Source organism: Actinomyces gaoshouyii, from assembly GCF_002076915.1.
GTDB lineage: Bacteria > Actinomycetota > Actinomycetes > Actinomycetales > Actinomycetaceae > Actinomyces > Actinomyces gaoshouyii.
On the sequence record NZ_CP020468.1, the window covers coordinates 2,237,570 to 2,262,990 of the forward strand.

Below are 25,421 nucleotides of genomic sequence, written 5' to 3' on the forward strand. Positions count from 1 at the left end.
TTGAGATGGCGAACAATGTTGAGCAGCGGTCTTTTGACATGGGGGCGTCCAGTGAGGCGCAGTCGAATTTTGAGTCGGTGGCGTCTCGGCTGGAGTCGTTGATCGATCAGCGCGATGCCGACGTGAGGGCCGCGATGGCGCAGTACCAGGCCGACGGAGTGTCGGAGGAGTATCACGCGAAGGAGCAGAATTGGAGGACCGCGGCATCCGAGGTGAAGTCGATCATCACGACGCTGCGCTCGTCGATGCAGTCGAATGACGACACTGCGTCCGCAGCGTTGAAGGCGGCCGCCGCCGCGGTCCAGGAGATCGGCGGCTGAGACGCCGCCCGCTATCGTCACTCGGGAGGCAGAGCCCGGGTGAGCCGCGACTGCACGCGAGCCGCTTGACGGCTGGCACTGCGGATTTCGGCAAGCTTCGGGGACGTGAGACGGTGCGGGGGCCGAAGGCCATGTGCTCGGGCCCTGCATCGCCCCCGTGTCACGGCCGTGGGGCTCATGCCGGAGCCATGGGTGCCGATGGCGCTTGCCCGGTGGTCGTGTCCCCTGTCTGCTCGGTCTGCTTGGCTGCTTTTTCGGCCCTCTTGGCGGCTCGGCGGGCGCGGTCGCGCTCCCGGCGCCGGGCCAGGGCGGCCTGGCGCTTCTCCCACTGGGCCGCCCCGGCGGCCATCCAGTCCGGGATGAACTCCGGATCACGCGGATGACGCTCCAACTCCACATAACACGAATGCGGCTTCGGGCGCTCGGGACCATGGCCATCATCGAAGACCGGTTCCCTCATCCAATCCAGCTCACTGCGCAGCACCCACTCACCGGCCACCATCCAGAAATGAGCGCACGTCCACGCCCCACGACCAGGCAACGCCTGCCAATCACGAAGATCCGAAAGCCCGAAAGCGATATTGGGGGGGATCCTGACAGTTTTTTTCTCCCCATCGACCGTGAGCCAGTCTTTGCAGCTTATAGAACGTCCGATCCCGAGCATTTCAGAGTCGAAGCGCTCAAAACCCGGCACCTGCTGGACCCACTCACGGATCGCGGCCTCAAGACTCTCAAAATCCTCATACTTCCTTCCCGGCACACCATCGAACCCGTTAACCATTAACGCACACCACCCTCCAAGATCGCCTCATTCGGATAAATTTTCCTCCCGTCCGCGCCCCGTCCATCGACCCAGGAGACATGGAATTCTTCTGGTATGCGGGCTGTGGGGTCGAGGCCTCTGAGGGACCCGGTGGGCGAGGTGATACCAGGGTCGGCGTACTTGACTGCGATGCGTATGTCCCTGTAGTTGCCGGGATCATCACGGACCCTCCGCTCGAAGGTGTGGAATGTGTCGGTGTTCTCGACCGGCAGGTTGACGTCCTTGTGCATCGGAACCACGTTGATCGCCTCCGGCGGGCCCCCGAAACCATGAGCAGCCAGATGACCGCCCTGATACCCGCTGTCCCCGCCGAGCTTGCCGATCTGGGCCTGCATGCTCTTCGAACGCTTGCGCCACTGCGCCACCTCGAACCCATCAGCCTCCACCAGAACCGTGCGCCCCGCCCCATCAGTCGTGTAATGGAACGTCCCATCCACCGTGTACGTCACATTCGGCAACGGATCATTCAAGTCCTTATTCATCGGATTGACCCGCTCACCCCACACATGGAACCGCTCCACAGCCGACGACAGCTCCGCATGCCTGATCTGCCCAGACGCATCAGTGTAATAGTCACCCCTGCCTTCCACATGGTAGACCGCATTGGGCTCCAAATCCACACCACGACCAAACGGCGTACGAGCCCCAGGCATCAGCGCATCACCAGCCGAAACATCCACCCGACGCCGCTCAACGCCCTCGGGCAACTCCGGGCGATGAGCCCGATTGAACCCATCAGCATCACCAGCCACCCGCCGCTGCTCCAAATGCCGCCTGATCACCTCCGAACCACCCGACACAGGGCCCCAACCGTCTCACCAGGAATGGCAGGCGCTCCATCCGCGCCGTCGAGACCTCGCGGGGCGGGTCGCAGCAGGAGCGCCCCCGGTTCTCGGTGGCACGGAGTCCTGAGCGGCAGGTAGCGTTGTCCCGTCCTTGATACGACTCTTGCGGAGGAGAAGGCATCATCGGAGCGAGCATGATGGACCATCCGAGCCCCGGCGGCGCCGATGCGCGGAGCCAGGCGATCAGCGACGTTGAGAGCCTGCTCGCCGGTTACCTGCGTGATACCGGCGCGGCGCAGCTCGGCATCAACGTCGAGGCCGTCGGGCTGCGGTTCAGCGCCCACTCCGCGGTTCTCATCGATGGCGCCTGGCATGCCGACGCGGTCCCGCCCCCTCTCATCCAGGCAGTGGTCGGACTGCGCGCCGCGATGGCTGATCCCTCGCGGGGTGCGTGGACCTGCGCGCGGTTGGAGCTCGCCACCCCGGATGACCGGTTGAGCATGGAGGTCGACTACAACCGCGCCCCGGTGCTCGCCCCGCCGATGACCCCCGACGACGTCGCTCAGGAACTGCGGCGGTTCCCCCGTGAGGCGACGGCGGTACCGGAGTGGATGCGGCCCGGGATGGTTATCGCGGAGACGCCCGGTGCTCGCGGCATGGCGGCAGTGCCAGGGGCGCCGATGGTAGCCCCGGCTCGGCCCCGCCCGCCGCGGGTCGGCGCGCTCTGGCGCTGGGCGTGGAGGACATTCGCGCGCCATCCGCTGATGGCGGCGATCCCACTGAGTGGCGGGGTGGTGGTGGTCGGCACCCCGCGGCTCGTCAACGCTGTCCTCGATGGTGACGCCGCCGCTTTCGTCAGCGTTATCTCCGCATTGGTCATCATTGCCCTGACGATCACAGCGTGCGATTGGGCGGCGCTGCGGGCCGCCCGCCCCGGGGACCCGAGGTGGGCGAGGAGGCTCCTTCCTCTTCAGCCCGTGCGGACCGCGCTGCTCACGATCCTTCTCGTTCCCGGGTACATTGTCGCTTTCGTCGTCGGCCTCGTACCACTGTTCGTCACCCTGTTCTTCTTCCAGGCGGCGCCCGTGGTGTGCATGGAGGGGCGAGGCGGGGTGCGGTCCTCACTGAGGATCTCCTTCCGCACCATGCAGGACGCGGGAGGCGTGGCCGCCCTCTGCGTCGTCCTGTGGGCCCTCACCTGGATCCTCGGCGTCACGATCATCGTCCCGCTCCTGCTCATGCCGGTGGCCAGCCTCATGACGGTAGGCCTTTACCTGGCGCTGACCGACCGTCCTATCGCCTAGCCCCGGGCAGGCCCGGGTCGGGCTCCCAGCGCCCATCGGCCCCGCGATGCCACGGCCAGTCCTCGGGCGGGGGCATGCGGCGACCGTTGAGGGAAACGATCCCGCCGCTCATGATGGCGGCGTCCTGGACGATGTCCAGGTACGGGTCGAAGAGCTCGCCGGCGCCCACTGTGCACACGGTGAGGATGACCGGCCGCCACTCCGGCGGTAGGTCGACGTCGTGCAGCCTCAGGACCTCGCGCGGGTCGGAGACGATGAAGGGGCGTGGCACGTGGAGCGCCGGTGTGAGCGCGTCGGCATCGTCGAAGAGCATGACGGCGCTGCCGTTCTCCTCGCGGCGGATCGTGGCGTGCTCGAGCCGCGCCATGGCGACGCCGAGGATGAGGGTGACGTCGGGGACGTCCGGGGTGATGATCGTGGCGATCCTGGGCACGTTCGGCTCCTGCTCGGTGAGTCGATTCGGGGCGTGACTCGCTCACGCGCCTGGCGCGGGGTCGGTTCTCCGGGATGCGGGGCCCCCGGGTGGGGCGTCGTCGGCCGGCTCGGGGCGCCCGAGCACGCGGGCGACCGTCGTCGTCCCCTCCTGATCAAGCGTTTCGATGAGGTGGATGAGCGGCGCCCAGTCGCCCGGCGCCGCAGTGGTGAGGGGTGCCACGAGGTTGAGGCGCTTGCCCGCGCCCTCCACGGTGCCGCCGTGCCGCTCGGCGATGGCGGACGGGTTGACGCCGAGTTGTTTGAGCCCCGCCCGGCCGACGAGGACGGCGACCGGGGAGGCGGGAACGCGCGCGGAGGTCGGCAAGGAGGTATCCGGGAACCCCTCGGTGCGGGTGACGAGGGCGAACTGCGGCCGGGTCTCCTGGGAGAGCGCGCGCAGCAGGGCCAGGGCCCGGGGCTCGTGCTCAGAGGCATCCCTGCCCGGCACGGCGATGGCGAGCTCCACGTACTCCTCGATCCCCAGGCGGGTCCGGTTGACGCTCATCGTCCCGGTGGCGGTGAATCCCTCGCCGTGGAGGGCGATGGTGAGGTCGATGGCGGGCATCTTGCGGCGGGCGAGCGAGGTGATCCCCGCTCGGTCCCAGGGGGCGCCGGCGGGTTCGTAGCGGCCCCAGGAGACGCCGACCTCGCCGTGCGGGGCGAAGGCCTCGGCGATGAGCTCGACGCTCCGGCCCACCATCGTGGAAGTCCTGGCGGGATGGTAGAGCGATGCGGAGACATATATCACATCAATGAGGCCCCGGCGAATGAGGTGGCGAGGGGAGAGGGACGGGGCGCTCGTGGGGCCCTGGGTGAGGAAGTCTGCGACGCGGGGGGCCCATAGGCCGCCGCGCATGAGCCGGTAGCCACCGTCATCCCTGATGAGCGGCAGGGCGCCGGCCATCTCAGTGAGGCGGTCGAAGGCGGGCGTGACGCGGGCGGAGTCGTTCAGGATGAGCACGGGCACCCTGCCGCTGGTCCGGCGGACGGCGCTAAGGAAGTCGCTCAGGCCCTCGTCGAAGCCGACGATCGCGCTGTCGAGGAACGTGACGGCACCGGTGTCACCGCTCTGGGCGTCGTAGTAGTGGTGGGCGGAGCGGACGGCCATGGATGCTCCTCGCTGTCAGTGCCGTGGGTGTGGCACGGGTTGTGATGCGGGTGCCCCGAAGGCGCGATTCGGGGAGAGGGCGCGCGTTCACCATGCTAGTGGCGATGAGCCCTTGGTGGCGTGGGTGGTTCTTCTGGGTGGACTTGGTTGACGTGACCTCCCTGTGACAGGCGATGATAGGGGCCGTGCATGCGCTGGGGCGTCCCTTCCCTGATCAAGGGGGCGGTTTCAGTGTCGGCGACGTGGTTGGTAGGGCCTGCGAGGAGCGTGGAGCTTTGAGGATATTGAGAGGACGGCGAGATATGCGGGGCAGTGCCCACCGGGGCGGGATGAGGCAACGCGTTGTCGGCGCGCGACGAGTGGGAGGATGTCTGAGATGAGCTCATGGGACATCAATCCGGCGTCGGTAGCCTTGATTATCGAGTCGGTCAGGACGACGGCCGAGGAGGACCTCATGACCGCTCTGACGGGTATCGGCACCCAGGAGGATGCGGTGATCGCGCCGTGTACTGAGCCGTCCCCGTTGTCGGGCAGTGGTAATGCGCCTTTGGTGGCTTCGGCGATCGGGACGTTTTTTGAGAATCGTAAGAGTCGGTTCGAGGGGTTGGGGGAGCGGGTTTGTGCGGCGCTTAACGGGACGGTGAGTGCTGTGACTGCTTATGTCAACCAGGATGAATCGGGTGCGCTGGAGTATCAGCGCTCGGCGGCGGGTAGTTCCTGAGCCTGGCCGGGTTTGTGCTGCTTCGGCGGTTCAACGAGTGCGGCTCATTGTTGTGTGTGCTCTCGCCGAGCGTGTTGTTTCGGTAGGGCCTTGAGTGTTTGCGAGAAGATCCTATGGTTCAGAGCCCTTTTGATGAGACTAAGATTCCTTGTTTGTCCTTCGATATCGCTTCGGTGGACAGTGCTGCGTCCACGATGAAGACGAAGGCGGCAGATCTGCGCGCCGCGGGGAAGACGATCCAGACCACATGGTCCGGGATCTCCGGCTGTTACTCGGCCCCGGAGCAGGAGACCCTGTACGCCGCGATGGATCCGGTGAAGAATGATTCGGATGATCTTGCTAAGGATTTGGAGTCTCTGGCCGGGGCGCTGGGTGTTTTCGCTTCCACTGTGTCGGACATTAAGGCCCGTGCTCAGGTGCTTGAGGGTGATGGGATCGCGTTCAAGGCGAAGATCGCGGGGGATGATAAGTGGGATCATGATCAGGATAAGGTTAACGAGAATAATGCGTTGATCGCGCGGGCTAATAAGATCCAGACGGATTTGTGGGCCGCCGAGGTGGAGTGCGCGAACACGATTCGTGCTTTGGATGGTCTTGGGGACTACCACACGGATCCTTCTAGTGATGATGATCAGCTCGGTTATGGTTACAGTGAGATTCCTGCTGGGACGCAGGGCCTGGCGTGGGGCTCGCCGGTGGGACGCAAGGACGAGTGCCCCAAGGCCGCTGGAGTGCAGGTAAAACGCTTCGTGTGGGATGGCGTGGTGTGTGAGGGGCTGGGTGGCACGCTGCGCGGCCTGGGTAATCTGGTGGGCCTCGATGACAGCGGCCAGGACGGGTGGACTTGGAGCGGGCAGACGGCTTTGAACAGCTGGAAGGCCCTGGGAGGTCTTGTTGGCCTGCGCGAGGACGAGAACGGTGATTACTGGTGGCATGGCTCCGAAACTAGTTTGAGCACGATCCGGGGTTCTTGGGGCGGGGCCGCGAAAGGGTTCGTGTGCGCGGATCAGTGGGACGATGACCCGGCGCGCGCTCTGGGGGGCACTGTTTTCAATATTGCGACCGTGCTCATCGGTGTGGCGGCCGGGGCCAGCAAGGTCGGCAAGCTCGGGGCCGCGGGCTCGAGGATGGCTCGCGCCGGCAAGGTCGCGGTTACAGCCGATCGCGTGCTGACGTTCCTGGATCCCGTGGGCAGCGGGCTGGGCAAGCTGAGCGGGATTCCAACCGGCTTTGTTGTCGGTAAGATCAAGAAGACACTGGACCTGGACTTCGATCTCAGCGATACCATCGCTAAGTGGACCGGGGCGGATACCGTCTCCGGGATCGATGCGCCACGCACGAGCATGGACCTTCCCGATCACGCGACGCTCAACACACCCGCCATGGACGCGCCCGAGGCGGGTGGAGGCGCTCCCAAGGGCGAGAACATCGACGTCCCTGAGCCCGGAACGCGCTTGGAGTCTGAGGCCGCTGGCTCCCATGAGCATGACGGCCGCGGGGCCCACCACGACAGCCAGGCCGGCGCTGGTCATCGTGGGGCTGATACAGACGCCGCCCACAACGGTGAGGCGGGCAGTGCTCACGAGGACGCTGGTGGTCGGGATGGTGCTGATGCCGGCCACAACAATGACATGGGAAGCGCCCGCGATGGGGCTGGTGGCTCGCATGTGGGTCACAACGCCCGTGATGGGGCGGACTCGTCCCACCATGATGCCCATGGTGCTGGGGGCCCTGTGTCGGGTGGTTCGGAGGTGATCAGGCGGCATTTGGAGCAGCGGCGGGTGGCTGGTGATGCTGATGGGTTCAATCGGGCTCATCGCCCGGAGTTGCCCGAGGGCGTTGAGCGGCGTCGGGTGGATGTTTCGGCTGGTGATGCGCTGATGCCTGGGGCTCGTACGCCGTTTGGTCGTGGTGTGGATTTGGAGCCCAATGCGGTCTACCATGTGGAAGGCAGGGGTGACTATTACACTGATGCGTCTGGGCAGATCAGGCATGCGGAGCTGTCGTCGGCTGTGGAGCGGTTCCATGTGTGGGGTGAGCGGGTCAATCCGATGAATAAGGACTTGAATGATCCGTTGCCGAATGTGACGTACACGGTGGATGGGACGTTCCATTACACGACTGATGGGGCGGGGCGCACGGTTCTGGTGGAGGCTGATGGGTTCGAGGTGGCGCAGTGGCGCAAGCGTTCGAAGAGCATGCAGGCCCAGATCGGCAAGCTCGGCGGGGACAGCGGGTATCAGGGCGGTCATCTGGCTGCTCATGGTTTCGGGGGCCCGCCGGAGGCGATCAACGTGGTTCCGATGCACAAGGACGTCAACCTGCCGGTCGAGAACACCGACACATTCCACACCTTCGAGCGGAGGGTCCGTGATGATCCCGGCAACTACAGGGACATACGCATCGCAGTCAAGTACGCCGACCCTGGTATCACCTCGCCCACCGGGTCCCTCAGAGGCCTCGACCCCACAGCCCGCATACCAGAAGAATTCCATGTCTCCTGGGTCGATGGACGGGGCGCGGACGGGAGGAAAATTTATCCGAATGAGGCGATCTTGGAGGGTGGTGTGCGTTAATGGTTAACGGGTTCGATGGTGTGCCGGGAAGGAAGTATGAGGATTTTGAGAGTCTTGAGGCCGCGATCCGTGAGTGGGTCCAGCAGGTGCCGGGTTTTGAGCGCTTCGACTCTGAAATGCTCGGGATCGGACGTTCTATAAGCTGCAAAGACTGGCTCACGGTCGATGGGGAGAAAAAAACTGTCAGGATCCCCCCCAATATCGCTTTCGGGCTTTCGGATCTTCGTGATTGGCAGGCGTTGCCTGGTCGTGGGGCGTGGACGTGCGCTCATTTCTGGATGGTGGCCGGTGAGTGGGTGCTGCGCAGTGAGCTGGATTGGATGAGGGAACCGGTCTTCGATGATGGCCATGGTCCCGAGCGCCCGAAGCCGCATTCGTGTTATGTGGAGTTGGAGCGTCATCCGCGTGATCCGGAGTTCATCCCGGACTGGATGGCCGCCGGGGCGGCCCAGTGGGAGAAGCGCCAGGCCGCCCTGGCCCGGCGCCGGGAGCGCGACCGCGCCCGCCGAGCCGCCAAGAGGGCCGAAAAAGCAGCCAAGCAGACCGAGCAGACAGGGGACACGACCACCGGGCAAGCGCCATCGGCGTCGTGAACGGCTCAGCCACTGCCCCGCCCCCTGGGCGGCGAGCGGGATGATCGCCAAGGCACCAGGCCGACGGCATCCCAGGCCTCGGGCGATCCTCGCGACTCCCGCGAGCACCCCTCTCTCACCAGTCTCACCAGCGCGCCGCCGACTGGGCGGAGCCGAGCGAACGCCCCCACCGGGAGCCCGATTTGCGCCCTCACCCCGGCGTTACCGTCTCGGCCCGGCCTTGCGCCCTCGAACTGCGAGAATGAGGTCGCAAGGCCGGGCCGAGGCCGTTCCTGCGGGGCCAGACGGTATCTGCGGGGCCAGCGAGGCCAGACGGCTCCCAGGTCAGACGGTATCTGCGGGGCCAGATCCCTCCCGCCCCGCCTCGGCCACGAGCGCGCTCTCATAGGCGACTCGATCCGTCGCGGAGAAGGCGCAGATGACGATCCGCAGATCCGACTCCGGGCGCGCCGCGAGCCAGGCCCCGATCGTCTCGAGGACGAGTGGGGCCGCCTCCTCCTTGGGGTAGCCGAAGGCGCCCGTGGACACCGAGCACAGGCCCACCGAGTCCAGCCCCGCCCCCTGGGCGGTATCGAGGATCGCCCGGTAGCAGCTCGCAAGGCGGGTTCGATGGCGCTGTTCCACCACCCCGCCCTCGACGACGGGCCCCACCGTGTGGATGACGTGCTCGGCGGGCAGGTGGTAGCCGCCAGTGAGCACCGCGCGCCCCACGGGCTCAGCCCCCTCCCCCCGCTCAGCGCGCCCCGCCATGTACTCGGCGCACTCGGCGCGCAGCCCGGGACCGGCGACGGCGTGGATGACGTTGTCGATGCAGGCGTGGCCGGGCGCGCGGCAGCCGAGCATCCGCTCGTTGGCGGCATTGACGATGGCGCCCGCGCGCAGAGTGGTGAGATCCCCCTCCCACAGCGCCACGCGCTCGCCCAGGGCGCCGGGCACGCCGTGGGTGGCGGCCAGGACGGACAGCGCGAGGGCGTCGGGGTCGCCGGCCGCGGCAGCGCGCTCACGGGATTCGGCGGCGAGCATGTCATCGAGCTCGTCGCGCATGTCCTCATCGTCGATGGGGCGGGGCGGGCGGATGGTGAGCAATCCGTCGAGCAGGCGCCGGCGCTCGGCGAAGGGGAGCTCGTCGAGGGCGGCCGGCGGCGGGAAGGAGGCGACGTCACCGTGGTTGACGGCGTCGGTGGCGAAGTACCGGGTGAGGATCGCGATGCGCCCCTCGGCGGCGGTGCGCGGCCGGATCGGGCTGGGACCGGGCGCTGCGGACGGCTTCATCATGGCCACAGGGTACGGCGCGGGGCCGGACGGGTCAGTCCCCATCCGGCCCCGCGGCCGCACACGGGCAGGATCAGGCGGTGTAGTTCTGGGCGGAGAGGAACCAGCCCTGCTGCTCGAGCTGCTGGGTGTAGTCCTCCAGGATGCCGCTGGAGATCGGGTCCTCGGCATCGACCTCGGCGTGGACAGCGCGCAGGGTCTTCACGACGGCGTCAATGGCCGAGACGATGTAGTCCACGGCCTCGTTGGTGATCACCTGGGAGACGGGGGCCTCGGGGACCGTCGTCTTGGCGGCGATCACCCCGGGGCGGCCGTCGGGAACAACATTGATAGCGCGCATGCGCTCGGCCAGCGCGTCCGACCCGGAGCGAGCGATGTCGACCACCTCGTCGAGGTTGAGGTGGAGGTCGCGGAAGTTGGGGCCGACGACGTTCCAGTGGATCTGCTTGGCCACCAGGCTGAGGGCGGTGACGTCCACCAGAGAGGCCTGGAGGTGATCACTCAGGGTCTCGGAGGCGGTGAAGGACATGCGGACGGGGGCGGAGGTGACGGTCTTAGTGCTCATGGGCTCTACCATACTCTCGATCGGATCCAAAAAGTAATTCGTATGAGACTGGGCTCAGGCCCGCTCGCTGCCGGCGGCGTCCTGCCCGGCCCGCCCCTCCGTCCGCTCCTTGGCGATCTCGGCCTTGAGGGCATCCATGTCGAGATCGCGGACCTGCGCGATGAGCGCCTCGAGCGCCTTGGCAGGCAGAGCGCCGGCCTCGCGGTAGACGAGGACGTCGTCGCGGAAGGCCATGAGGGTCGGGATGGAGGAGATGCCCAGGGCGCCGGCGAGCTCGGGCTCCTCCTCGGTGTTGACCTTGACGAAGGCGATGTCCGGGTTCGCCTCGGCGGCCTTCTCGAAGACCGGGGCGAAGCGCATGCAGGGACCGCACCAGGAGGCCCAGAAGTCGACGAGGGTGATGCCCTCGCCCCGCACGGTCGAGTTGAACTCCTTGCCGGTGATAGTGGTCAGAGCCATGGGTTTGCCTTTCAGATCGACGACAGCCGATCAGGACAACAGATACCCCCAGCGTATATTCCGGGGGATCGTACTCAGCCCCGGGGCTGGAGGTCGGCCCAGGCCTGGGGGTCGAGGCGCCGACCGGTGTAGAAGGGGGTGTCGACGCGCACGTGAAGGCGGGCCTCCGTGTAGCGCTGGTGGTGGATGACCCCCTCGAGACGGTCGAGGGTATCGGCCTCGAAGCTGAGGATCCACTCGTAGTCGCTCATGCCGAAGGCGGCGAGCGTCGAGCCCTTGACGTCGGGGTACTTGGAGAAGCCGTTGCGACCATGGGCCGCCATGATGCGGCTGCGCTCCTCGTCGGGAAGGAGGTACCAGTCGTAGGAGCGCACGAAGGGGTAGACCATGCACCAGTCGCGCGGGGCCGTGCCCGCGAAGCAGGCGGGGACGTGGCGGCGGTTGAACTCGGCGGGGGTGTGCAGGCCCATGCAGGACCAGACCGGTTCCAGGTGGCGGCCGAGAGCCGAGGCGCGCAGCCGGTGATAGGCGTCCTGGAGCCTGACGGGGTCGTCGTCGAGCCACCAGATGAGCAGGTCGGCGTCGGAGCGGAATCCGGCGACGTCGTACCAGCCCCGGGTGGTCACGCCCGCGGCCTCGATGAATCCCGCCGACTCGGCCACGATGCGGGCGCGCTCGGCGTCGTCGGCGGGCAGGGGCGAGGCGAGGCGCAGGACGGCCCACAGGGCATAGTGGTTACGGTCGTTGATGGCGTCGAAGTCCACGTCGACGGCGTCGCGCGGATCGCGGTGGGGGCGGCGCTCCTCATCCTCGAAGCGGTGGATGCCGGGGGCGTCATTGTCGGGCGCGGTGGTCATGAGTCCTCCTCGGAGTGGCGGGTGACGCGATGGTCGCGGGCGTGATCGCCGCCGCTGGGGCGGCAGCAGGAGTCGGGGCAGACGGTGTGGAAGGGGCCGGCGCCCGTCGTGCTGGTCGGGACGACGCTCTCGCCCCGGGCGACGGCGGCCCTCTCGGCCAGCAGGTCGGCCAGCGAGGTGACCAGGGCCGGGTGCGTGCCCGCGGTGGCGGCCCGCGCGTAGGGCATGGCCAGCGCCTCGGCGGTCTCGCGGGCCTCGATGTCCAGGTCGAAGACGACCTCCATGTGGTCGGCGATGAAGCCGATGGGCGCGACGACGATGCCACCGGGGGGCTCGGGCGCCGCGGCCAGGGCCGCGATGCGATCGTTGATGTCGGGCTCGAGCCAGCGGGCCTGCGGCGGGCCGGAGCGCGAGCAGTACGCCAGGTCGAGATCGGGCGGCGAGTCCAGGCCCAGGCGCTGGGCGAGGACCGGCAGCAGGACGTGCGCCAGCCCCAGGTGCTGCTCGACGTAGCTGATCTCCGTGGACAGGTCCGCCGCGACGCCCGGCTCGCGGACGGGAGGCGAGCCGGGTACTGAAGGCGGGCACCGGGGATCGAATGCTCCACTCTCAGCGCCGAGGCCGCCCCCTGGCGCGGAGCCGCGCTCCATGGGGACCGGGATCGAGTGGGTGACGAGGATGAGGTGGACGGCCTCAGCGGGGACCCCTTGGGCTGCGAGCTCGTCATAGGCGGCGACGATGGCATCGGCGCTGGCCCGGAGCATGCCGGGGGTGTTGTAGAAGGGCCGGGTCTTATCGACCACCATCTCGACCGGCCCGCCCCCGGCGCCCCCCACGCGCGCGGCGGCGTCGGCCTCGGGGCCCCGGCCCGTCGCCCCGTCGGAGCCGACGGCGAGGAGGGCGAGCGCGCCGGCCAGGTCCTCGTGGTACTGGCGGCACCCGGAGTAGGAGCCGTAGGCGGCGGTGGTCATGGCGAGGACGCGGCGCGCCCCGGCGTCAGCGAGCCCGCGCAGGGCCTCGGAGACGAACGGGTGCCAGTTGCGGTTGCCGATGGCCACTGGCAGGCGCGAGCCGCGCGCGGCGAGCTCGGCGCGCAGGGCCCCCAGGAGCTCGGCGTTGCGGGCGTTGATCGGAGAGACGCCCCCGAAGCGCCGGTAGTGGACCGAGACCTCCGCGAGGCGCGAATCGGGCACGCCCCGGCCGGCGGTGGCGTTGCGCATGAAGGGCAGGACGTCGTCGGGGCCCTGGGGACCTCCGTAGGACAGCAGGAGGACGGCGTCGTAGGGGGCGAGGGGATCACTCATCGCGTCTCCTGAGCGGGGGTCGGCGCGGGCGAGTCGGGGCCGCCGATGGCCCCCAGGACCATGGGGAGGGCGGCGAGGTAGTCCTCGGCGAGACCGGCCTCCCCCGCGGTGCGGGCGGCCTGGCTGGGAGCATGCATGAGGGCGGCGGCCAAGCGCTCGAGGGCGCGCACGGCGTCGTCGAGGCCCACCCGCCCGTCGTCGGGGCGCAGGCGGGCCGCCTCGCGCACCACCATCTGCTCGGCGCGCCCTCGCAGCGCTCGGATGACGGGATCCATGCGGCGCCCGCCCATGAGCCGGTCGAGGGCGGCCGCCTCCTCGGCGACGATCGCCTCAGCGGCCTCCACCTGGGCGGTCTGGGCGGCGGGCACGGCCTGACGGATGCGGGGCAGGTCGATGAGGAGCGCACCGGGGGCGTCGGCGACGCCGGGGTCGACGTCGCGGCTGAGCGCGAGGTCGAGGATGACGAGGGGTCGGCGGGAGGCGCGCGGATCCTGCGGGTCTGGCTCTCGCGAGGCACGGCGGGCCAGGGCGTCGTCGATGAGCCCGCGGGTGATGACGGGGCCGCCCAGGCCGCGGCAGGTGATGACGAGGTCGGCGCTCGCGAGGCGGTCGGGGAGCTCGTGGGGGCCGACGACGGCCAGGCCCCGCTTGCGGGCGAAGGCGGTGGCGCGGTCGGGCCCGGCGGCGCTGACCGGCTGCGGCTCCCGGGCGCGCCGGGCCGCTTGATTCGGCGGGGCGGCCCGGCGGGAGGAGTGGGAGTGGACGGCGATGTCGCGCACGCCCCTGTCGCGCAGCGCGGCAACGGTGGCGCCCGCGTAGGCTCCGGTCCCGACGACGACGACGCGCGCCCCCTCCAGGACCGGCATGTGCTGGGCCGCCAGGCCGAGGCCGACGGCGACGAGGCTGCGGCCCGCCCCGGCCAGGGCCGTCTCCCGGGCAACGCGGCGGGAAGCCGCCGAGGCCCGCTCGACGAGTCGGCACAGATCGGCCGAGATGGTGCCCTCCTCCGTGGCCCGGACGAGGGATCGGCGCAACTGCCCGGCGATCTCGCGCTCGCCGATGATCATCGAGCGCAGGCCCGCCGCCGTGGCGATGAGCTCGCGGTAGGCGTCGACGCCGCGGACGGCGCTGAGCCCGGCGGAGCCCCCGGGCATGCCCGCGCGGCGCTCCAGCAGGGCGCTCGTCTCACGCACGGCGAGCGAGGACTCCCCCGGTCCGTCGGGAGGGGGGACGGCGCCGTCCGGCTCATCGAGAAGGACCGCGAGACGGTTGCAGGTGGCCAGAACGAGCACGCCGCGCAGGCCCGGGACGGCGGCGAGGATATCGGGGCCGAGGCGCCGAGAGTTGCCCCCCAGACGGGCGACGACGTCGAGGCCCTGGGAGAGGTGGTCGGCTGAGAGGAGATGGATCGTCACAGTGCTTGAATTGAAGCACCGGTCCCGCACGCGCCCATAACGAATCCGGATGATCGGCTCAATAGCGAGCGGAAATCGTCATGTCGGCACGTCAGGAACCAGTGATGACATCGCGTCATCTCTCATTTCCCGCAATATAACGCCAGCAACCCGCCCTTCCCGGAAGGAGGCGCGACCAACGTCATGGACCATGGCGAGGCGGCCCCCAGCCGGGCGATCCACCATCAGCGCACCGCATCGCATCCCATGGGAGGCCCTCATTTCCACAACATTCGCTTGTTTTAATTCAACTGTCCGCGATGACGCCGACACCCTCCCCCCGCTCCTCGCGGCACTGGGCGGTACGCGCCCCAGCCGTCCTCCCGTGTGGTTCATGCGCCAGGCCGGCCGTTCCCTGCCCGAGTACCGGACGCTGCGCGAGCACGGTGCGCGGGGCGCGGGCATGACGGGGATGCTGGGGGCCTGCCTCGATCCCGCCACCGCGGCCGAGGCGACCCTCCAGCCCGTGCGGCGTCACGGCGTCGACGCCGCGATCCTCTTCTCCGACATCATGGTCCCCCTCGCCCTGGCGGGGGTCGCGGTGCGGATCGAGCCCGAGGTGGGCCCCGTCGTCGACCACCCGATCCGCACGCCCGCCGACGTCGCCGAGCTCACCGCCCGCGCCCTGGGAGAGACTCCCACCGGCCCCAGCGGGCTAGCGGCGATCGAGGAGACCGTGCGCGCCGTCGTCGCCGAGCTCGGGGCCCCGGGAAGGCCGGGCGTCACGGGCGGAATGCCGGAGCGGGCACTGGCGGGCCTCGCCCACTCGCGCGGCACCTGGGGATGGACACCGCTCATCGGCTTCGGCGGAGCGCCCTTCACCCTGGCCGCCTACCTCGTGGAGGGGCGACCGAGCCGCGACCACCTGGCCGCGCGCACACTCATGCGCTCCGACCCCGCATCCTGGGACGCGCTGCTGGACTGGTGCGCGCAGATCACGGGCGAGTTCATCGCCCTGCAGATCCGTGCCGGGGCCAGCGCCGCCCAACTCTTCGACTCCTGGGCCGGGGCCCTCAGCCCGGAGGACTACCGCGAGCGCGTCGCCCCCCACTCGGCGCGCGCGCTGGAGATCGCGGGTCGGGCCATTTCCCCCACCGCGGGCGGGCGCGTGCCGCTCATCCACTTCGGCACGGGCACCGCCCGCATCCTGGCGGACATGCGCGCCGCAGGGGCCGACGCCGTGGGCGTGGACGACCGCACGGATCTGGCCTGGGCGATCAGTGAGCTCGGAGGCGAGGGGGCGTGCCCGGTGCAGGGCAACCTCGACCCGGCGCTGCTCGCCGCGCCCTGGACGGCGCTCGGCCCCGCGGTCGACGCCTGCCTGGAGGCGGGGCGCGCCGCGCCGGGACATGTGCTCAACCTCGGTCACGGCGTCCCCCCGGCCACCGACCCGGACGCGCTCACCCGTATCGTGGCGCGGGCGCACGGCGACGAGGAATGGGAGGGCACTGCCCTCGCGGGCTGGAACGGCTGGGTCGGCGCGCCCGGGGCCCCGGTGCCCGGCACCGGGAGTGATCGCGCGTGAGCGCGGCAGGGGCGGGCGGAGCGCACCCATCTCCGCCCTCACCGCCGCCGGAGGCGGACGCGCTCGTCGTCGGCGGGGGCGTCGCGGGGCTGACCGCGGCCTGGGAGCTCGCCCGCGCGGGGCTGCGCCCACTACTCGTGGAGGCCCGCGGGTACACCGGCGGTCTCATCGCGGGCGGTGAGATCGGCGGAGTGCCGATGGACCTGGGCGCCGAGAGCGTCGTCCTGCGGGGCGGGGCCGTGACCACCATGCTCGACGCCCTCGGCCTGGAGACCACCGCCCATCGCGGGCGCCCGAGTCTCTTCCTGCCGCCCATGGCAGGGGCGGGCCCGGCGGTCACCGGCGCCGGGGTGCCCTCCTCGGGCGGCTGGGCCCTCCATCCCTTCCCGCGCGAGGCGATCCTCGGCATCCCCGCCGACCCGCTGTCCGACGACGCCATCGCGCTCCTCGGCGAGGCGGGGGCCCGCCGCGCCGCCCGCGACGGCGAGCTCGCCGCCGGCATCGGCACCTCCCCCAGCGACCCGCGCGACCTCGCCTCACTCGTGCGCGCCCGCATGGGCGAGGCCGTCCTCGACCGGCTGGTGCGCCCCATCGTCGCCGGCATCCACGCGAACGATCCCGCCGTGCTCGACGCCGACGTCGTCGTGCCGGGCCTGCGCGCCGATGTCATCCGCCTCGGCTCGCTCCAGGCGGCGATCCGCGCGCGGCTGGAGAAGCGGCGCTCCCGCCCGGCGGGACAGCGCGGCGAGGTCTGCGTCGTCGGCGGGATGCACCGGTTCACCGCCGCCCTGCGCGCGGCGATCGAGTTCGCGGGCGGGACGGTGCTCACCCGCTGGGGAGCGCGGGGGATGCGCCCGGAGGACGGCCCCGGCGGGCATGGCCCTTGGCGCGTGGCGCTGACCCCGACGGGGCGGGGGGCGACACCGTCGGACGAACCCATCGCCGTGGGAGCGCCCCGCGAGGTCCGGGCGCGCCGCGTCGTCCTGGCCTGCTCGGCGCACGCCGCACTGCGGCTCCTCACCGGGGCCCCGGGGCTCGCCCCGGACACCCTCGACATCGCCATCCCCTCCGGCGCGCCGATCGCGCGATTGACGATCGTCGCCCGCGCGCCGGGACTCGCCGAGGCACCGGTGGGCTCGGGCCTGCTCGTCGCGCCGGCGCCCCCATCCTCAGCCCCCTGCCCCGTGGCGGCGAAGGCCCTGTCCCACCTGGACGCGAAATGGCCGTGGATCGCCGAGGGTCTGCGCGATCAGCACGGCGAGGGCACGGCCGCGCTACGGCTGTCCTACGGGCGGCCGGGCGGGCCGCGGCCCGAGCCCGCGCTGGCCGACGCTCTCGACGACATCGCGGCCCTGACCGGCGTACGAATCGATCTCGATGACGTGTTGGACCACCGCCTCGTCCGATGGGATGGGACACTTCCACCTGCGATGCCCGACTACCGGCAGCGCACCGCGCGCCTGGAGGAGGCCGTCGCGAGCCTCCCGTGCCTGAGCGTCACGGGAGCCTGGGTGGCGGGCACGGGGATCGCGGCCGTCGTCGCCCATGCCTGCGAGCGCGCGGCGGAGATGGTCGGGCCGCCCGGCGCTCGGAACGCTGAGCCCGGAGGAACAGAGGAGGATTGATGACATCCGCTATGCCCTCATCGAGAACGATCCGCTTGGGCACTCGCACATCAGCCCTGGCCACAGCCCAGTCAGGGACGATCGCCCGCGCTCTGGAAAGGGCCGCGGCAGCCGCCGGGGAGCGGGTGAGGGTCGAACTCGTGCCAGTGCGCACCCAGGGCGATGTCGATCCCTCATCCCTGGCGAGCCTGGGCGGGACGGGGGCCTTCGCCGCCGCGCTGCGCATGGCGGTGCTCGATGGCCGGTGCGACCTGGCCGTCCACTCCTTCAAGGACCTGCCGACAGCGCCCGTGGACGGATTGCGCATCTGGGCGGTGCCCCAGAGGGATGACCCGTTCGACGCCCTGTGCGCCCGCAACGGCTGGGACCTCGACGACCTGCCGCGCGGGGCGCGGGTGGGGACGGGCTCCCCGCGCCGGGCGGCCCAGCTCCTCCTGCGCCGCCCGGATCTCCGGATCGTCGATATCCGGGGGAATGTGCCGACGCGCCTGTCACGGGTCCTCGGGGCCGGGGTGTGGCCCGATGGGCCGCTCGGGGTGCGCCGGCCGGACCTGGACGGCGTGGTCCTGGCGATGGCGGGACTGATACGGCTGGGCCTGACGGCTCACGTCACCGAGGCCTTCGACGAGGACGTCATGCTGCCCGCGGCCGCCCAGGGCGCCCTCGCCGTGGAGGCGCGCATCGACGCCGACCCACTCCTCACGTCCTTGCTGGCCACTCTCGATCATGCTGTGACGCGGGCCGAGGTGGTCGCCGAGCGGGCCGTCATGGAGGGCCTGGAGGCGGGCTGCGCGGCACCGGTGGGCGTGCTCGCCCAGGTGGACGAGAGGGGCCTGCTCCTCGACGCCGCGGTCATCTCGGTCAAGGGAACGGAGGCGGTGCGTTCGCGCCTGCGGATCACCGACCTGGATGGCGCCGAGGCACTGGGCCATCGCATCGCCTCCGACCTGCTGGGATACGGTGCGGGGGATGTCGCCGATCTTCGCGCGACGAAACCGCACCGGCCTGAGGCGGGGCAGTGAGGCACGCCCTGCGCGCTGCCGGGCAGGCCGGCCCGCTGGCCGGGGCGCGGGTGCTCCTGACCCGGCGGGCGGCGGGCGACCGCATCGCGACGGCACTGGAGGAGGCGGGGGCGGAGGTCGTCGCGGTGGCGCTGACCGAGACCGTCCCGGGGGACTGCGAGGCGATGGCGCGGGCGCAGGAGCGTCTGGCCTCCGGCGCCTACGCCTGGGTGGTGGTCACGAGCGCGCGGGCGCCGGCGGCGATGAGCCTGGCGGGCGCTCCCGCCTCGACGCGCTTCGCCGCGGTCGGCCCGGGCACGGCCAGGGCATTGGAGGAATCGATCGGCCGGCGGGCGGATATCGTCGCCGACGGCGGCGCGGCGGGCCTCCTGCGAGAACCCCTCCTGGCCGGAGGGCCGGAGAGCTCCGGCGCGCACGGGGAGAGCACGCAGGACGCGAGCAGCGCGGAGCGCCCGGAGGGGCGCGGGCGCCTGCTGCTCCCGGCCTCGGCGATCGCCGACCCCGCGCTGGCCGACGGCCTTAGAGAGGCGGGATGGCTGGTGGAGGCCGTACCCGCCTACTCGACGCGGACGGCCCCGGCCGACTCCCTGCCGCCCGGTCTCACCCGGGCCTGGGGCTCCCCCGCGGACCCGGCATCGGGCGGCTTCGACGTCGTCGTCCTGCTCGCGGGCTCGGGCGCCCGGGCACTGCACGAGCTCCTGGGCCCACCACCCGCGCGGCCCGCGGGCATGGGGCGCCGCACCGCCGTTGTCGCCCTCGGGCCCTCGACAGCGGCCGAGGCGGCCCGGCTCGGGCTCGGGCCGGACGCTGTCGCCGACTCCCCCACGCCGCACGGCGTCCTGAGTGCCGTCAGCGCCGCCGTCTCAATCATCACGGGCCCGCGCTCCGCCCGCCCGCACCACGCACCGACTCCGGAGGAGCCCTCATGACCCAGCCAGTCCTGCCGAACCCGCTCGATCCCGCGACCTCACCGGCCGCCAGCGTCCTGACCAGCAGGGCAGTGCCCGCGCCGGAGCGGCCCATCATCCGGCCCAGGCGGCTGCGCGCAACAGCGGCGATGCGCGCGCTCGTGGCGCAGACGCGCATCGACCCGGCCCGCCTCATCCAACCGCTGTTCGTGCGCGAGGGCATTGATGAGCCGCACCCCATCGAGGCGATGCCCGGCCTCGTCCAGCACACGCTCGACTCGCTGCGGCGCGAGGCGGCGGCCTGCGCGGCCGCGGGTATCGGGGCGATCGACCTGTTCGGAGTGCCCGAGCGCCGCGATGAGACCGGGTCCGGCGCCTGGGCGGCCGAGGGCATCCTCAACCGGGGCGTGGCGGCGGTGCGCGAGGAGGTGGGCGACGCGCTCGTCGTGTGCGCGGACACCTGCCTCGACGAGTTCACGAGCCACGGGCACTGCGGCCTGCTGCGCCCCGAGGGCGATCCGCGCGCCGGCGAGGTGGACAACGACTCCACGTTGGCCTGCTACCAGGCGATGGCCGTGGCGCAGGCGGAGGCCGGGGCGCATATGGTCTCCCCGTCGGGGATGATGGACGGGCAGGTCGCGGCGATCCGGGCGGCCCTGGACGCCACCGGGCACGACGACGTCGCGATCCTCGCCTACTCGGCGAAGTACGCCTCGGCGTACTTCGGGCCGTTCCGGGAGGCGGTGGGCTCCACGCTGACGGGTGACCGGCGCACCTACCAGCAGGACCCGGCCAACCGCCGTGAGGGCCTGCGCGAGGCGATGCTCGACATCGCCGAGGGGGCGGACATCGTCATGGTCAAGCCCGCGGGCCCCTACCTCGATGTGCTGGCCGACGTGGCGGCGGCGAGCCCGGTGCCGGTGGCGGCCTACCAGGTCAGCGGCGAGTTCGCGATGGTGGAGGCGGCGGCGCAGCACGGCTGGATCGACCGCGAGCGCGTCATCGCCGAGTCGGTGCTGGGGATCATGCGGGCCGGCGCGGACACGGTGCTGACCTACTGGGCCCGCGAGATCGCCGAGGGACTGTGAGGCCAGGACCCGGCGGGCCCACGGGTTGAGCACCGTTGACCCCGGCCCAGTTGCTCTCCGCGCCCCGTGCTCTCCCCCGCTCCCAAGCGCGGGGCCGAGCGATTAGGCTCATCCCCGGAACCCGCACGCCAGGAGGCCCGCATGCCCGATACCACGGCCAACAGCACCAGCACCGCAGCCGGCCCGACGAGCACGGCCCTGTTCGAGGCCGCCCGCGCCATCATCCCAGGCGGCGTGGACTCCCCCGTGCGCGCCTTCGGCTCCGTGGGGGGCGCGCCGCGCTTCATCGCCTCGGCCGGCGGGGCCCGCGTGCGCGACGCCGAGGGCCGCGACCTCGTGGATCTCGTGGGCTCCTGGGGGCCGGCGCTCCTGGGCCACGCGCACCCGGAGGTGGTGGCCGCCGTACAGGAGGCCGCCGCGCGCGGGCTGTCCTTCGGCGCGCCCACCGAGTCCGAGACCATCCTGGCCGAGCTCGTGCGGGACCGCGTCCCGGCGGCCGAGCGCGTGCGCTTCGTGTCCACCGGCACCGAGGCGACGATGACGGCGATCCGCCTGGCGCGCGGCGCCACGGGCCGAGACGTCGTCGTCAAGTTCGCAGGCTGCTACCACGGGCACAGCGACGGCCTCCTGGCGGCAGCGGGCTCGGGCGTGGCCACGGGCGGGCTGCCGGGCAGCGCGGGCGTGCCGGCGGGCATCACGGCGCTGACGATCGTCCTGCCGTACAACGACATCACCGCCCTCCAGGAGTGCTTCGCCGAGCGCGGGAGCGAGATCGCCGCGGTCATCGTGGAGCCGGCCCCGGCGAATATGGGGATCGTCCCGCCCGAACCCGGGTTCAACGAAGAGATCCGCCGCCTGACCGCCGCCAATGGCGCGCTCATGATCGCCGATGAGGTCCTCACCGGCTTCCGGGTGGGGCCCGCCGGCTTCTGGGGCCTGGAGGCCATCGACGGCTGGTCCACCGATCTCCCGGATGGCGGCGCGGGGGTGGCCCCGTCGTGGCCCGGGGCCGACTGGCGCGAGCGGGCCGCCTGGGTGCCGGACCTGCTGACCTTCGGGAAGGTGATCGGCGGGGGGATGCCGCTGGCCGCCGTCGGCGGGCGCGCGGATGTCATGGACCTGCTGGCCCCGATCGGGCCCGTCTACCAGGCCGGAACCCTCTCGGGGAACCCGCTGGCGACGGCGGCCGGGATCGCGACCCTGCGGCTGGCCGACGACGCCGTCTACACCTCCGTGGCCTCCGCCTCCGCGCGGATCCAGGCGGTGGTCTCCGAGGCACTGACCGCTGAGGGCGTGGCGCACCGGGTCCAGCGCTCCGGCTCGCTGTTCTCGATCATGCTGGGCGCGGATGCCGCCGAGCGCGGAGTGCGGGACTTCGGACAGGCGCAGGCCCAGGAGACGCACTGGTTCCCACCGTTCTTCCACACCTTCCTCAACGCCGGAGTGGCGCTGCCGCCGAGCGTCTTCGAGGCCTGGTTCGTCTCTGCGGCGCACGGCGCGCCGGAGATCGAGACCATTGCGGCCGCCGCCCCCACGGCGGCGCGGGCAGCGGCGATGGCCGGCGCGGGCGCTCGCCTTGACCGCGGTCGATGAGAATGGCGGGGTTTGAGGATTGCTTTTTCCGACGCAGCCACTAGGCCATCTGTTATCGCAGGTCAGAAGCTTATTGCGACCCGAGCGTCGAGAGCGCGGACCCTCAGGGGCCCGAGCAATCCTCAAACCCCGCCACTTCCGCGGGTGATTCAGGCTCGCAGCTCCGCAGCGACCAGCTCAGCGAGCTCGACGGCGTTGAGGGCGGCGCCCTTGCGCAGGTTGTCCCCCACGACGAAGAACTGGAGGCCGTGGCCGGGCTCGAAGGCCTGGTCGGCGCGCAGGCGGCCGACGAAAGTCCCATCACGACCCGCTCCCTTGAGAGGGCTGGGGACGTCCTCGTAAGTAACACCGGGCGCGGCCTCGAGCAGCTCACGGGCGCGCTCCACGCTGATCTCCCGCTCGAACTCCGCGTTGACGCTCAACCCGTGCCCTGAGAACACGGGGACGCGCACGCAGGTGCCCGAGACCAGCAGGTCCGGGATCTCCAGGATCTTGCGGGACTCGTTGCGCAGCTTCTGCTCCTCGTCGGTCTCGCCGGAGCCGTCGCCCGCGTCGCCACCGGCCCATGCCACGGCGTTGAAGGCGATGGTGTCCACGTACACGCCCGGCTCGGGGAAGTCCACGGCCCGCCCATCAAGGGCCAGGCCCTCCAGGTCCTGGTCGGCGACGGCGCGCACCTGGCCCGCCAGCTCGGCGACGCCCGCGCGCCCGGAACCGGAGACGGCCTGGTAGGTGGACACGATGAGCCGCTTGAGCCCGGCCTCCTCGTGAAGCGCCTTGAGGGCCGGCATGGCGGCCATGGTGGTGCAGTTGGGGTTGGCGATGATGCCCTTGGGGCGGGTTGCCAGCGCGCGCGGGTTGACCTCGGAGACCACGAGCGGCACTTCGGGGTCCTTCCTCCAGGCGGAGGAGTTGTCGACGACGACGGCGCCCGCCGCAGCGAAGCGGGGGGCGTGCTCGCGGCTGGCGGCCCCGCCGGCGGAGAAGATGGCGACGTCGATCCCCGCCAGATCCGCGGTGGCGACATCCTCGACCTCGATCCTCTTGCCGTGGAACTCCACGATGGTCCCCGCGCTGCGGGCCGAGGAGAAGAAGCGGACGGCGCGGGCCGGGAAGTCGCGCTCCTCCAGCATGGCGCGCATGACGCGTCCCACCTGGCCGGTGGCCCCCACGACGGCGACGACGACCCCGTCACCTGATCCGATGTACTCGTTGACTGGGGCGCTCATCGGCCGGTCCCTCCGTAGACGACTGCCTCCGCGGCATCGGCGTCGAGGCCGAAGGCGGTGTGAACTGCTCGGACGGCGTCGTCCAGGACGGCGTCATCCACCACCACGGAGATGCGGATCTCGGAGGTGGAGATCATGTGGATGTTGACCCCCGTCTCGGCCAGGGCGTTGAACAGGCGGGCGGAGACGCCGGAGTTGGATCGCATGCCGGCGCCGACCAGTGAGAGCTTGCCGATATCCGGGTTGAAGTGCAGGGACCGGAAGCCGAGCTCATCCTTGGCGGTCTCCAGGGCCTCACGGGCCGCGGCGGAGTCGCCGTCGGGGCAGGTGAAGGAGATGTTCGTCAGGCCCGTGCCCTCGGCGGAGACGTCCTGGACGATCATGTCGATATTGGCGTCGGTTCCGGCCACGATCGCGAAGATTCGCGCAGCGGCGCCGGGGATGTCGGGCACGCCGACCAGGGTGATCTTGTCCTGGCTGCGGTCGTGCGCGATCCCTGAGATGACGGGGGCTTCCACGTGGTCCTCCTTGGCGGACGGGCGGGGCCGGGCCGCGGCCCGGGTGGTGATGGCGTGGCGGTGGGCGGCATCGACGCTGGCCGATGAGGGAGCCCCGGCGCCCTCGGGGGCGACGACGCGGCCGGACAGGCCGTCGAGGACCGGGGCCTCGGCCGCGCTGAACGCGGGGCGGGGCTGACGCTCTGCGGCACCGGCAACACCGGCCGGGCGATCGGTGCCGGCCGCATCGGCGGACTCAGTATCTGCGGCGACGACCTCGTTGAGGCGCTCGGCGGCGGCGGGCGGCACGAAGGCGCCGGGGCGGGTGCCGTCGTAGATCCAGGTGCCGGTCCTGTCCGAGAAGGAGGAGCGCACGTGGAGGGGCACCCCGAAGCGGCGGGCGTACTCGACGGCGCGCAGGTGGAGGATCTTGGCGCCGTGGGCGGCGAGCTCGAGAGTCTCCTCGCTGGAGAGCGACCCGACGCGCCGGGCTGTGGGGACGATCCGGGGGTCGGCGGTGAACAGGCCGTCGACATCGGTGTAGATCTCGCAGACGTCGGCGTTGAGGGCGGCGGCCAGCGCGACGGCGGTGGTGTCCGAGCCGCCGCGGCCCAGCGTGGTGACGTCCTCGACCTCGTTGATGCCCTGGAAACCGGCCACGATGGCGATAGCACCGGCCTGGATGGCGCGGGCGACGCGCTCGGGGAGGACTCCGACGATGGATGCCCGCCCGTACTTGGAGTCGGTGAGCACGCCGGCCTGGGCGCCGGTGTAGGCGCGCGCGGGCACGCCGAGCTCGTCGATGGCCATGGCCAGCAGCGCCATGGAGATGCGCTCGCCGGCGGACAGCAGGATGTCCATCTCGCGCGCCGGGGGCGTGGCGGTCAGGGCCGCGGCCTGGTCGAGGAGTTCATCAGTGGTGTCGCCCATGGCGGAGACGACGACCACCACCGTGTTGCCGGCCTCGCGGGTGGCGACGACGCGCTTGGCGACACGTCGAATCGCCTCGATGTCGGCGACGGATGATCCGCCGTACTTCTGGACGACCAGGGCCATCGGGTTCTCCTCACCTCGGGGCCGCGCCGCTGGGGCTGGGGCGCGGCCAGGGCCCGCGGGGCCCTTCGGCATCGGCCCACGACGACGCAGCGTGAGCCCAGCATACGGCCAGTCCGATGACCGGCCGGTTACGTCCCCCATGGTGGAACCCGTGCGGGAGGCGAGCAGGCGCGCCCTGCGCTCGGGCCCTCCACGGCGCACCGGCGCTCTCCCGCCTCCGCTCCCGCCCGCTCGGGGGACGCGGGAGCGGATGGCAGTGGCGG

Annotated in this window: 23 protein-coding genes; 11 read left to right on the forward strand and 12 right to left on the reverse strand. The window is 71.0% G+C overall.

What is annotated here, in order from left to right:
• The first annotated feature begins 5 nt into the window (after positions 1-5).
• A complete protein-coding gene (locus B6G06_RS09475; protein ID WP_077240660.1) occupies positions 6-320 on the forward strand; it encodes a pore-forming ESAT-6 family protein in 315 nt (104 codons plus the stop codon).
• A gap of 175 nt (positions 321-495) precedes the next feature.
• Here B6G06_RS09475 and B6G06_RS10335 read toward each other — a convergent pair whose 3' ends face one another.
• Positions 496-1,101 carry a hypothetical protein gene (locus B6G06_RS10335; RefSeq protein ID WP_205635456.1) on the reverse strand — a complete coding sequence of 202 codons (606 nt, stop codon included), beginning with the start codon at positions 1,099-1,101 and terminating at the stop codon, positions 496-498.
• On the reverse strand, positions 1,101-1,895 hold the full coding sequence (locus B6G06_RS09485) for a DNA/RNA non-specific endonuclease (RefSeq protein ID WP_125898929.1): 795 nt from the start codon (positions 1,893-1,895) through the stop codon (positions 1,101-1,103). Before B6G06_RS09485 ends, B6G06_RS10335 begins: the two co-directional genes overlap by 1 nt.
• Before the next feature lie 227 nt (positions 1,896-2,122).
• Here B6G06_RS09485 and B6G06_RS09490 point away from each other — a divergent pair, with 227 nt between their 5' ends.
• Positions 2,123-3,232: a hypothetical protein gene (locus B6G06_RS09490; protein WP_081172014.1), complete on the forward strand. Its 1,110-nt coding sequence runs from the start codon at positions 2,123-2,125 to the stop codon at positions 3,230-3,232.
• Here B6G06_RS09490 and B6G06_RS09495 read toward each other — a convergent pair.
• Both B6G06_RS09495 and B6G06_RS09500 read right to left on the reverse strand, forming a co-directional pair.
• Positions 3,222-3,665, reverse strand: a complete 444-nt coding sequence (locus B6G06_RS09495) for a hypothetical protein (RefSeq protein WP_081172015.1) — start codon at positions 3,663-3,665, stop codon at positions 3,222-3,224. The genes B6G06_RS09490 and B6G06_RS09495 overlap by 11 nt on opposite strands.
• 42 nt (positions 3,666-3,707) lie before the next feature.
• Entirely contained in the window at positions 3,708-4,814 is a 1,107-nt protein-coding gene (locus B6G06_RS09500) for a DUF6177 family protein (protein WP_081172016.1), read from the reverse strand.
• Between the two features lie 367 nt (positions 4,815-5,181).
• Between B6G06_RS09500 and B6G06_RS09505 the strand changes: the two genes are divergently transcribed.
• From B6G06_RS09505 to B6G06_RS10565, 3 genes are all read left to right on the forward strand, one after another.
• On the forward strand, positions 5,182-5,535 hold the full coding sequence (locus tag B6G06_RS09505) for a DUF6507 family protein (protein WP_125898930.1): 354 nt from the start codon (positions 5,182-5,184) through the stop codon (positions 5,533-5,535).
• A 113-nt stretch (positions 5,536-5,648) separates the two neighbouring features.
• Positions 5,649-8,111: a DNA/RNA non-specific endonuclease gene (locus B6G06_RS09510; RefSeq protein ID WP_081172018.1), complete on the forward strand. Its 2,463-nt coding sequence runs from the start codon at positions 5,649-5,651 to the stop codon at positions 8,109-8,111.
• A complete protein-coding gene (locus B6G06_RS10565; protein WP_240494057.1) occupies positions 8,111-8,704 on the forward strand; it encodes a hypothetical protein in 594 nt (197 codons plus the stop codon). Before B6G06_RS09510 ends, B6G06_RS10565 begins: the two co-directional genes overlap by 1 nt.
• A gap of 324 nt (positions 8,705-9,028) precedes the next feature.
• Here B6G06_RS10565 and B6G06_RS09520 read toward each other — a convergent pair whose 3' ends face one another.
• From B6G06_RS09520 to B6G06_RS09545, 6 genes are all read right to left on the reverse strand, one after another.
• Entirely contained in the window at positions 9,029-9,976 is a 948-nt protein-coding gene (locus B6G06_RS09520; protein ID WP_081172315.1) for a macro domain-containing protein, read from the reverse strand.
• Positions 9,977-10,049: 73 nt separating this feature from the next.
• Complete coding sequence (locus B6G06_RS09525; protein WP_080462233.1) at positions 10,050-10,541, reverse strand: Dps family protein; 492 nt, start codon at positions 10,539-10,541, stop codon at positions 10,050-10,052.
• A 54-nt stretch (positions 10,542-10,595) separates the two neighbouring features.
• A complete protein-coding gene (gene trxA, locus B6G06_RS09530) occupies positions 10,596-11,000 on the reverse strand; it encodes a thioredoxin (RefSeq protein ID WP_080462234.1) in 405 nt (134 codons plus the stop codon).
• A 74-nt stretch (positions 11,001-11,074) separates the two neighbouring features.
• The gene (gene hemQ, locus B6G06_RS09535; protein ID WP_081172019.1) at positions 11,075-11,857 is read right to left on the reverse strand and encodes a hydrogen peroxide-dependent heme synthase; all 783 of its coding nucleotides are present in this window, start codon (positions 11,855-11,857) and stop codon (positions 11,075-11,077) included.
• Positions 11,854-13,161 (reverse strand): ferrochelatase, encoded by a 1,308-nt coding sequence (locus B6G06_RS09540; RefSeq protein WP_081172020.1) that lies wholly within the window; start codon positions 13,159-13,161, stop codon positions 11,854-11,856. The genes hemQ and B6G06_RS09540 overlap by 4 nt, the downstream gene beginning before the upstream one ends.
• The gene (locus tag B6G06_RS09545) at positions 13,158-14,576 is read right to left on the reverse strand and encodes a glutamyl-tRNA reductase (protein WP_081172021.1); all 1,419 of its coding nucleotides are present in this window, start codon (positions 14,574-14,576) and stop codon (positions 13,158-13,160) included. Before B6G06_RS09545 ends, B6G06_RS09540 begins: the two co-directional genes overlap by 4 nt.
• 259 nt (positions 14,577-14,835) lie before the next feature.
• Between B6G06_RS09545 and B6G06_RS09550 the strand changes: the two genes are divergently transcribed.
• From B6G06_RS09550 to hemL, 6 genes are all read left to right on the forward strand, one after another.
• Positions 14,836-16,140, forward strand: coding sequence for a uroporphyrinogen decarboxylase (locus B6G06_RS09550; RefSeq protein WP_373284808.1), 1,305 nt, complete (start codon positions 14,836-14,838; stop codon positions 16,138-16,140).
• The gene (locus B6G06_RS09555; protein ID WP_081172022.1) at positions 16,137-17,765 is read left to right on the forward strand and encodes a protoporphyrinogen/coproporphyrinogen oxidase; all 1,629 of its coding nucleotides are present in this window, start codon (positions 16,137-16,139) and stop codon (positions 17,763-17,765) included. The genes B6G06_RS09550 and B6G06_RS09555 overlap by 4 nt, the downstream gene beginning before the upstream one ends.
• Positions 17,765-18,787 carry a hydroxymethylbilane synthase gene (gene hemC / locus B6G06_RS09560; RefSeq protein WP_080462240.1) on the forward strand — a complete coding sequence of 341 codons (1,023 nt, stop codon included), beginning with the start codon at positions 17,765-17,767 and terminating at the stop codon, positions 18,785-18,787. Before B6G06_RS09555 ends, hemC begins: the two co-directional genes overlap by 1 nt.
• The gene (locus tag B6G06_RS09565; protein ID WP_081172023.1) at positions 18,784-19,716 is read left to right on the forward strand and encodes a uroporphyrinogen-III synthase; all 933 of its coding nucleotides are present in this window, start codon (positions 18,784-18,786) and stop codon (positions 19,714-19,716) included. Before hemC ends, B6G06_RS09565 begins: the two co-directional genes overlap by 4 nt.
• The gene (gene hemB / locus B6G06_RS09570) at positions 19,713-20,783 is read left to right on the forward strand and encodes a porphobilinogen synthase (RefSeq protein ID WP_081172024.1); all 1,071 of its coding nucleotides are present in this window, start codon (positions 19,713-19,715) and stop codon (positions 20,781-20,783) included. Before B6G06_RS09565 ends, hemB begins: the two co-directional genes overlap by 4 nt.
• 141 nt (positions 20,784-20,924) lie before the next feature.
• Positions 20,925-22,376: a glutamate-1-semialdehyde 2,1-aminomutase gene (hemL, locus tag B6G06_RS09575; RefSeq protein WP_081172025.1), complete on the forward strand. Its 1,452-nt coding sequence runs from the start codon at positions 20,925-20,927 to the stop codon at positions 22,374-22,376.
• A 149-nt stretch (positions 22,377-22,525) separates the two neighbouring features.
• Here hemL and B6G06_RS09580 read toward each other — a convergent pair whose 3' ends face one another.
• Both B6G06_RS09580 and B6G06_RS09585 read right to left on the reverse strand, forming a co-directional pair.
• Positions 22,526-23,605, reverse strand: coding sequence for an aspartate-semialdehyde dehydrogenase (locus B6G06_RS09580; protein ID WP_081172026.1), 1,080 nt, complete (start codon positions 23,603-23,605; stop codon positions 22,526-22,528).
• A complete protein-coding gene (locus B6G06_RS09585) occupies positions 23,602-25,158 on the reverse strand; it encodes an aspartate kinase (RefSeq protein ID WP_081172027.1) in 1,557 nt (518 codons plus the stop codon). Before B6G06_RS09585 ends, B6G06_RS09580 begins: the two co-directional genes overlap by 4 nt.
• Positions 25,159-25,421 lie beyond the last annotated feature (263 nt).

Bases quoted from the DNA above. Each gene is read 5' to 3' on its own strand.
- B6G06_RS09475 (WP_077240660.1), top strand. From the start codon at position 6: ATGGCGAACAATGTTGAGCAGCGGTCTTTTGACATGGGGGCGTCCAGT.
- B6G06_RS10335 (WP_205635456.1), bottom strand. From the start codon at position 1,101: ATGGTTAACGGGTTCGATGGTGTGCCGGGAAGGAAGTATGAGGATTTT.
- B6G06_RS09490 (WP_081172014.1), top strand. From the start codon at position 2,123: ATGATGGACCATCCGAGCCCCGGCGGCGCCGATGCGCGGAGCCAGGCG.
- B6G06_RS09500 (WP_081172016.1), bottom strand. From the start codon at position 4,814: ATGGCCGTCCGCTCCGCCCACCACTACTACGACGCCCAGAGCGGTGAC.
- B6G06_RS09505 (WP_125898930.1), top strand. From the start codon at position 5,182: ATGTCTGAGATGAGCTCATGGGACATCAATCCGGCGTCGGTAGCCTTG.
- B6G06_RS09510 (WP_081172018.1), top strand. From the start codon at position 5,649: ATGGTTCAGAGCCCTTTTGATGAGACTAAGATTCCTTGTTTGTCCTTC.
- B6G06_RS10565 (WP_240494057.1), top strand. From the start codon at position 8,111: ATGGTTAACGGGTTCGATGGTGTGCCGGGAAGGAAGTATGAGGATTTT.
- B6G06_RS09520 (WP_081172315.1), bottom strand. From the start codon at position 9,976: ATGAAGCCGTCCGCAGCGCCCGGTCCCAGCCCGATCCGGCCGCGCACC.
- B6G06_RS09525 (WP_080462233.1), bottom strand. From the start codon at position 10,541: ATGAGCACTAAGACCGTCACCTCCGCCCCCGTCCGCATGTCCTTCACC.
- trxA (WP_080462234.1), bottom strand. From the start codon at position 11,000: ATGGCTCTGACCACTATCACCGGCAAGGAGTTCAACTCGACCGTGCGG.
- hemQ (WP_081172019.1), bottom strand. From the start codon at position 11,857: ATGACCACCGCGCCCGACAATGACGCCCCCGGCATCCACCGCTTCGAG.
- B6G06_RS09540 (WP_081172020.1), bottom strand. From the start codon at position 13,161: ATGAGTGATCCCCTCGCCCCCTACGACGCCGTCCTCCTGCTGTCCTAC.
- hemC (WP_080462240.1), top strand. From the start codon at position 17,765: ATGACATCCGCTATGCCCTCATCGAGAACGATCCGCTTGGGCACTCGC.
- hemB (WP_081172024.1), top strand. From the start codon at position 19,713: ATGACCCAGCCAGTCCTGCCGAACCCGCTCGATCCCGCGACCTCACCG.
- hemL (WP_081172025.1), top strand. From the start codon at position 20,925: ATGCCCGATACCACGGCCAACAGCACCAGCACCGCAGCCGGCCCGACG.
- B6G06_RS09580 (WP_081172026.1), bottom strand. From the start codon at position 23,605: ATGAGCGCCCCAGTCAACGAGTACATCGGATCAGGTGACGGGGTCGTC.
- B6G06_RS09585 (WP_081172027.1), bottom strand. From the start codon at position 25,158: ATGGCCCTGGTCGTCCAGAAGTACGGCGGATCATCCGTCGCCGACATC.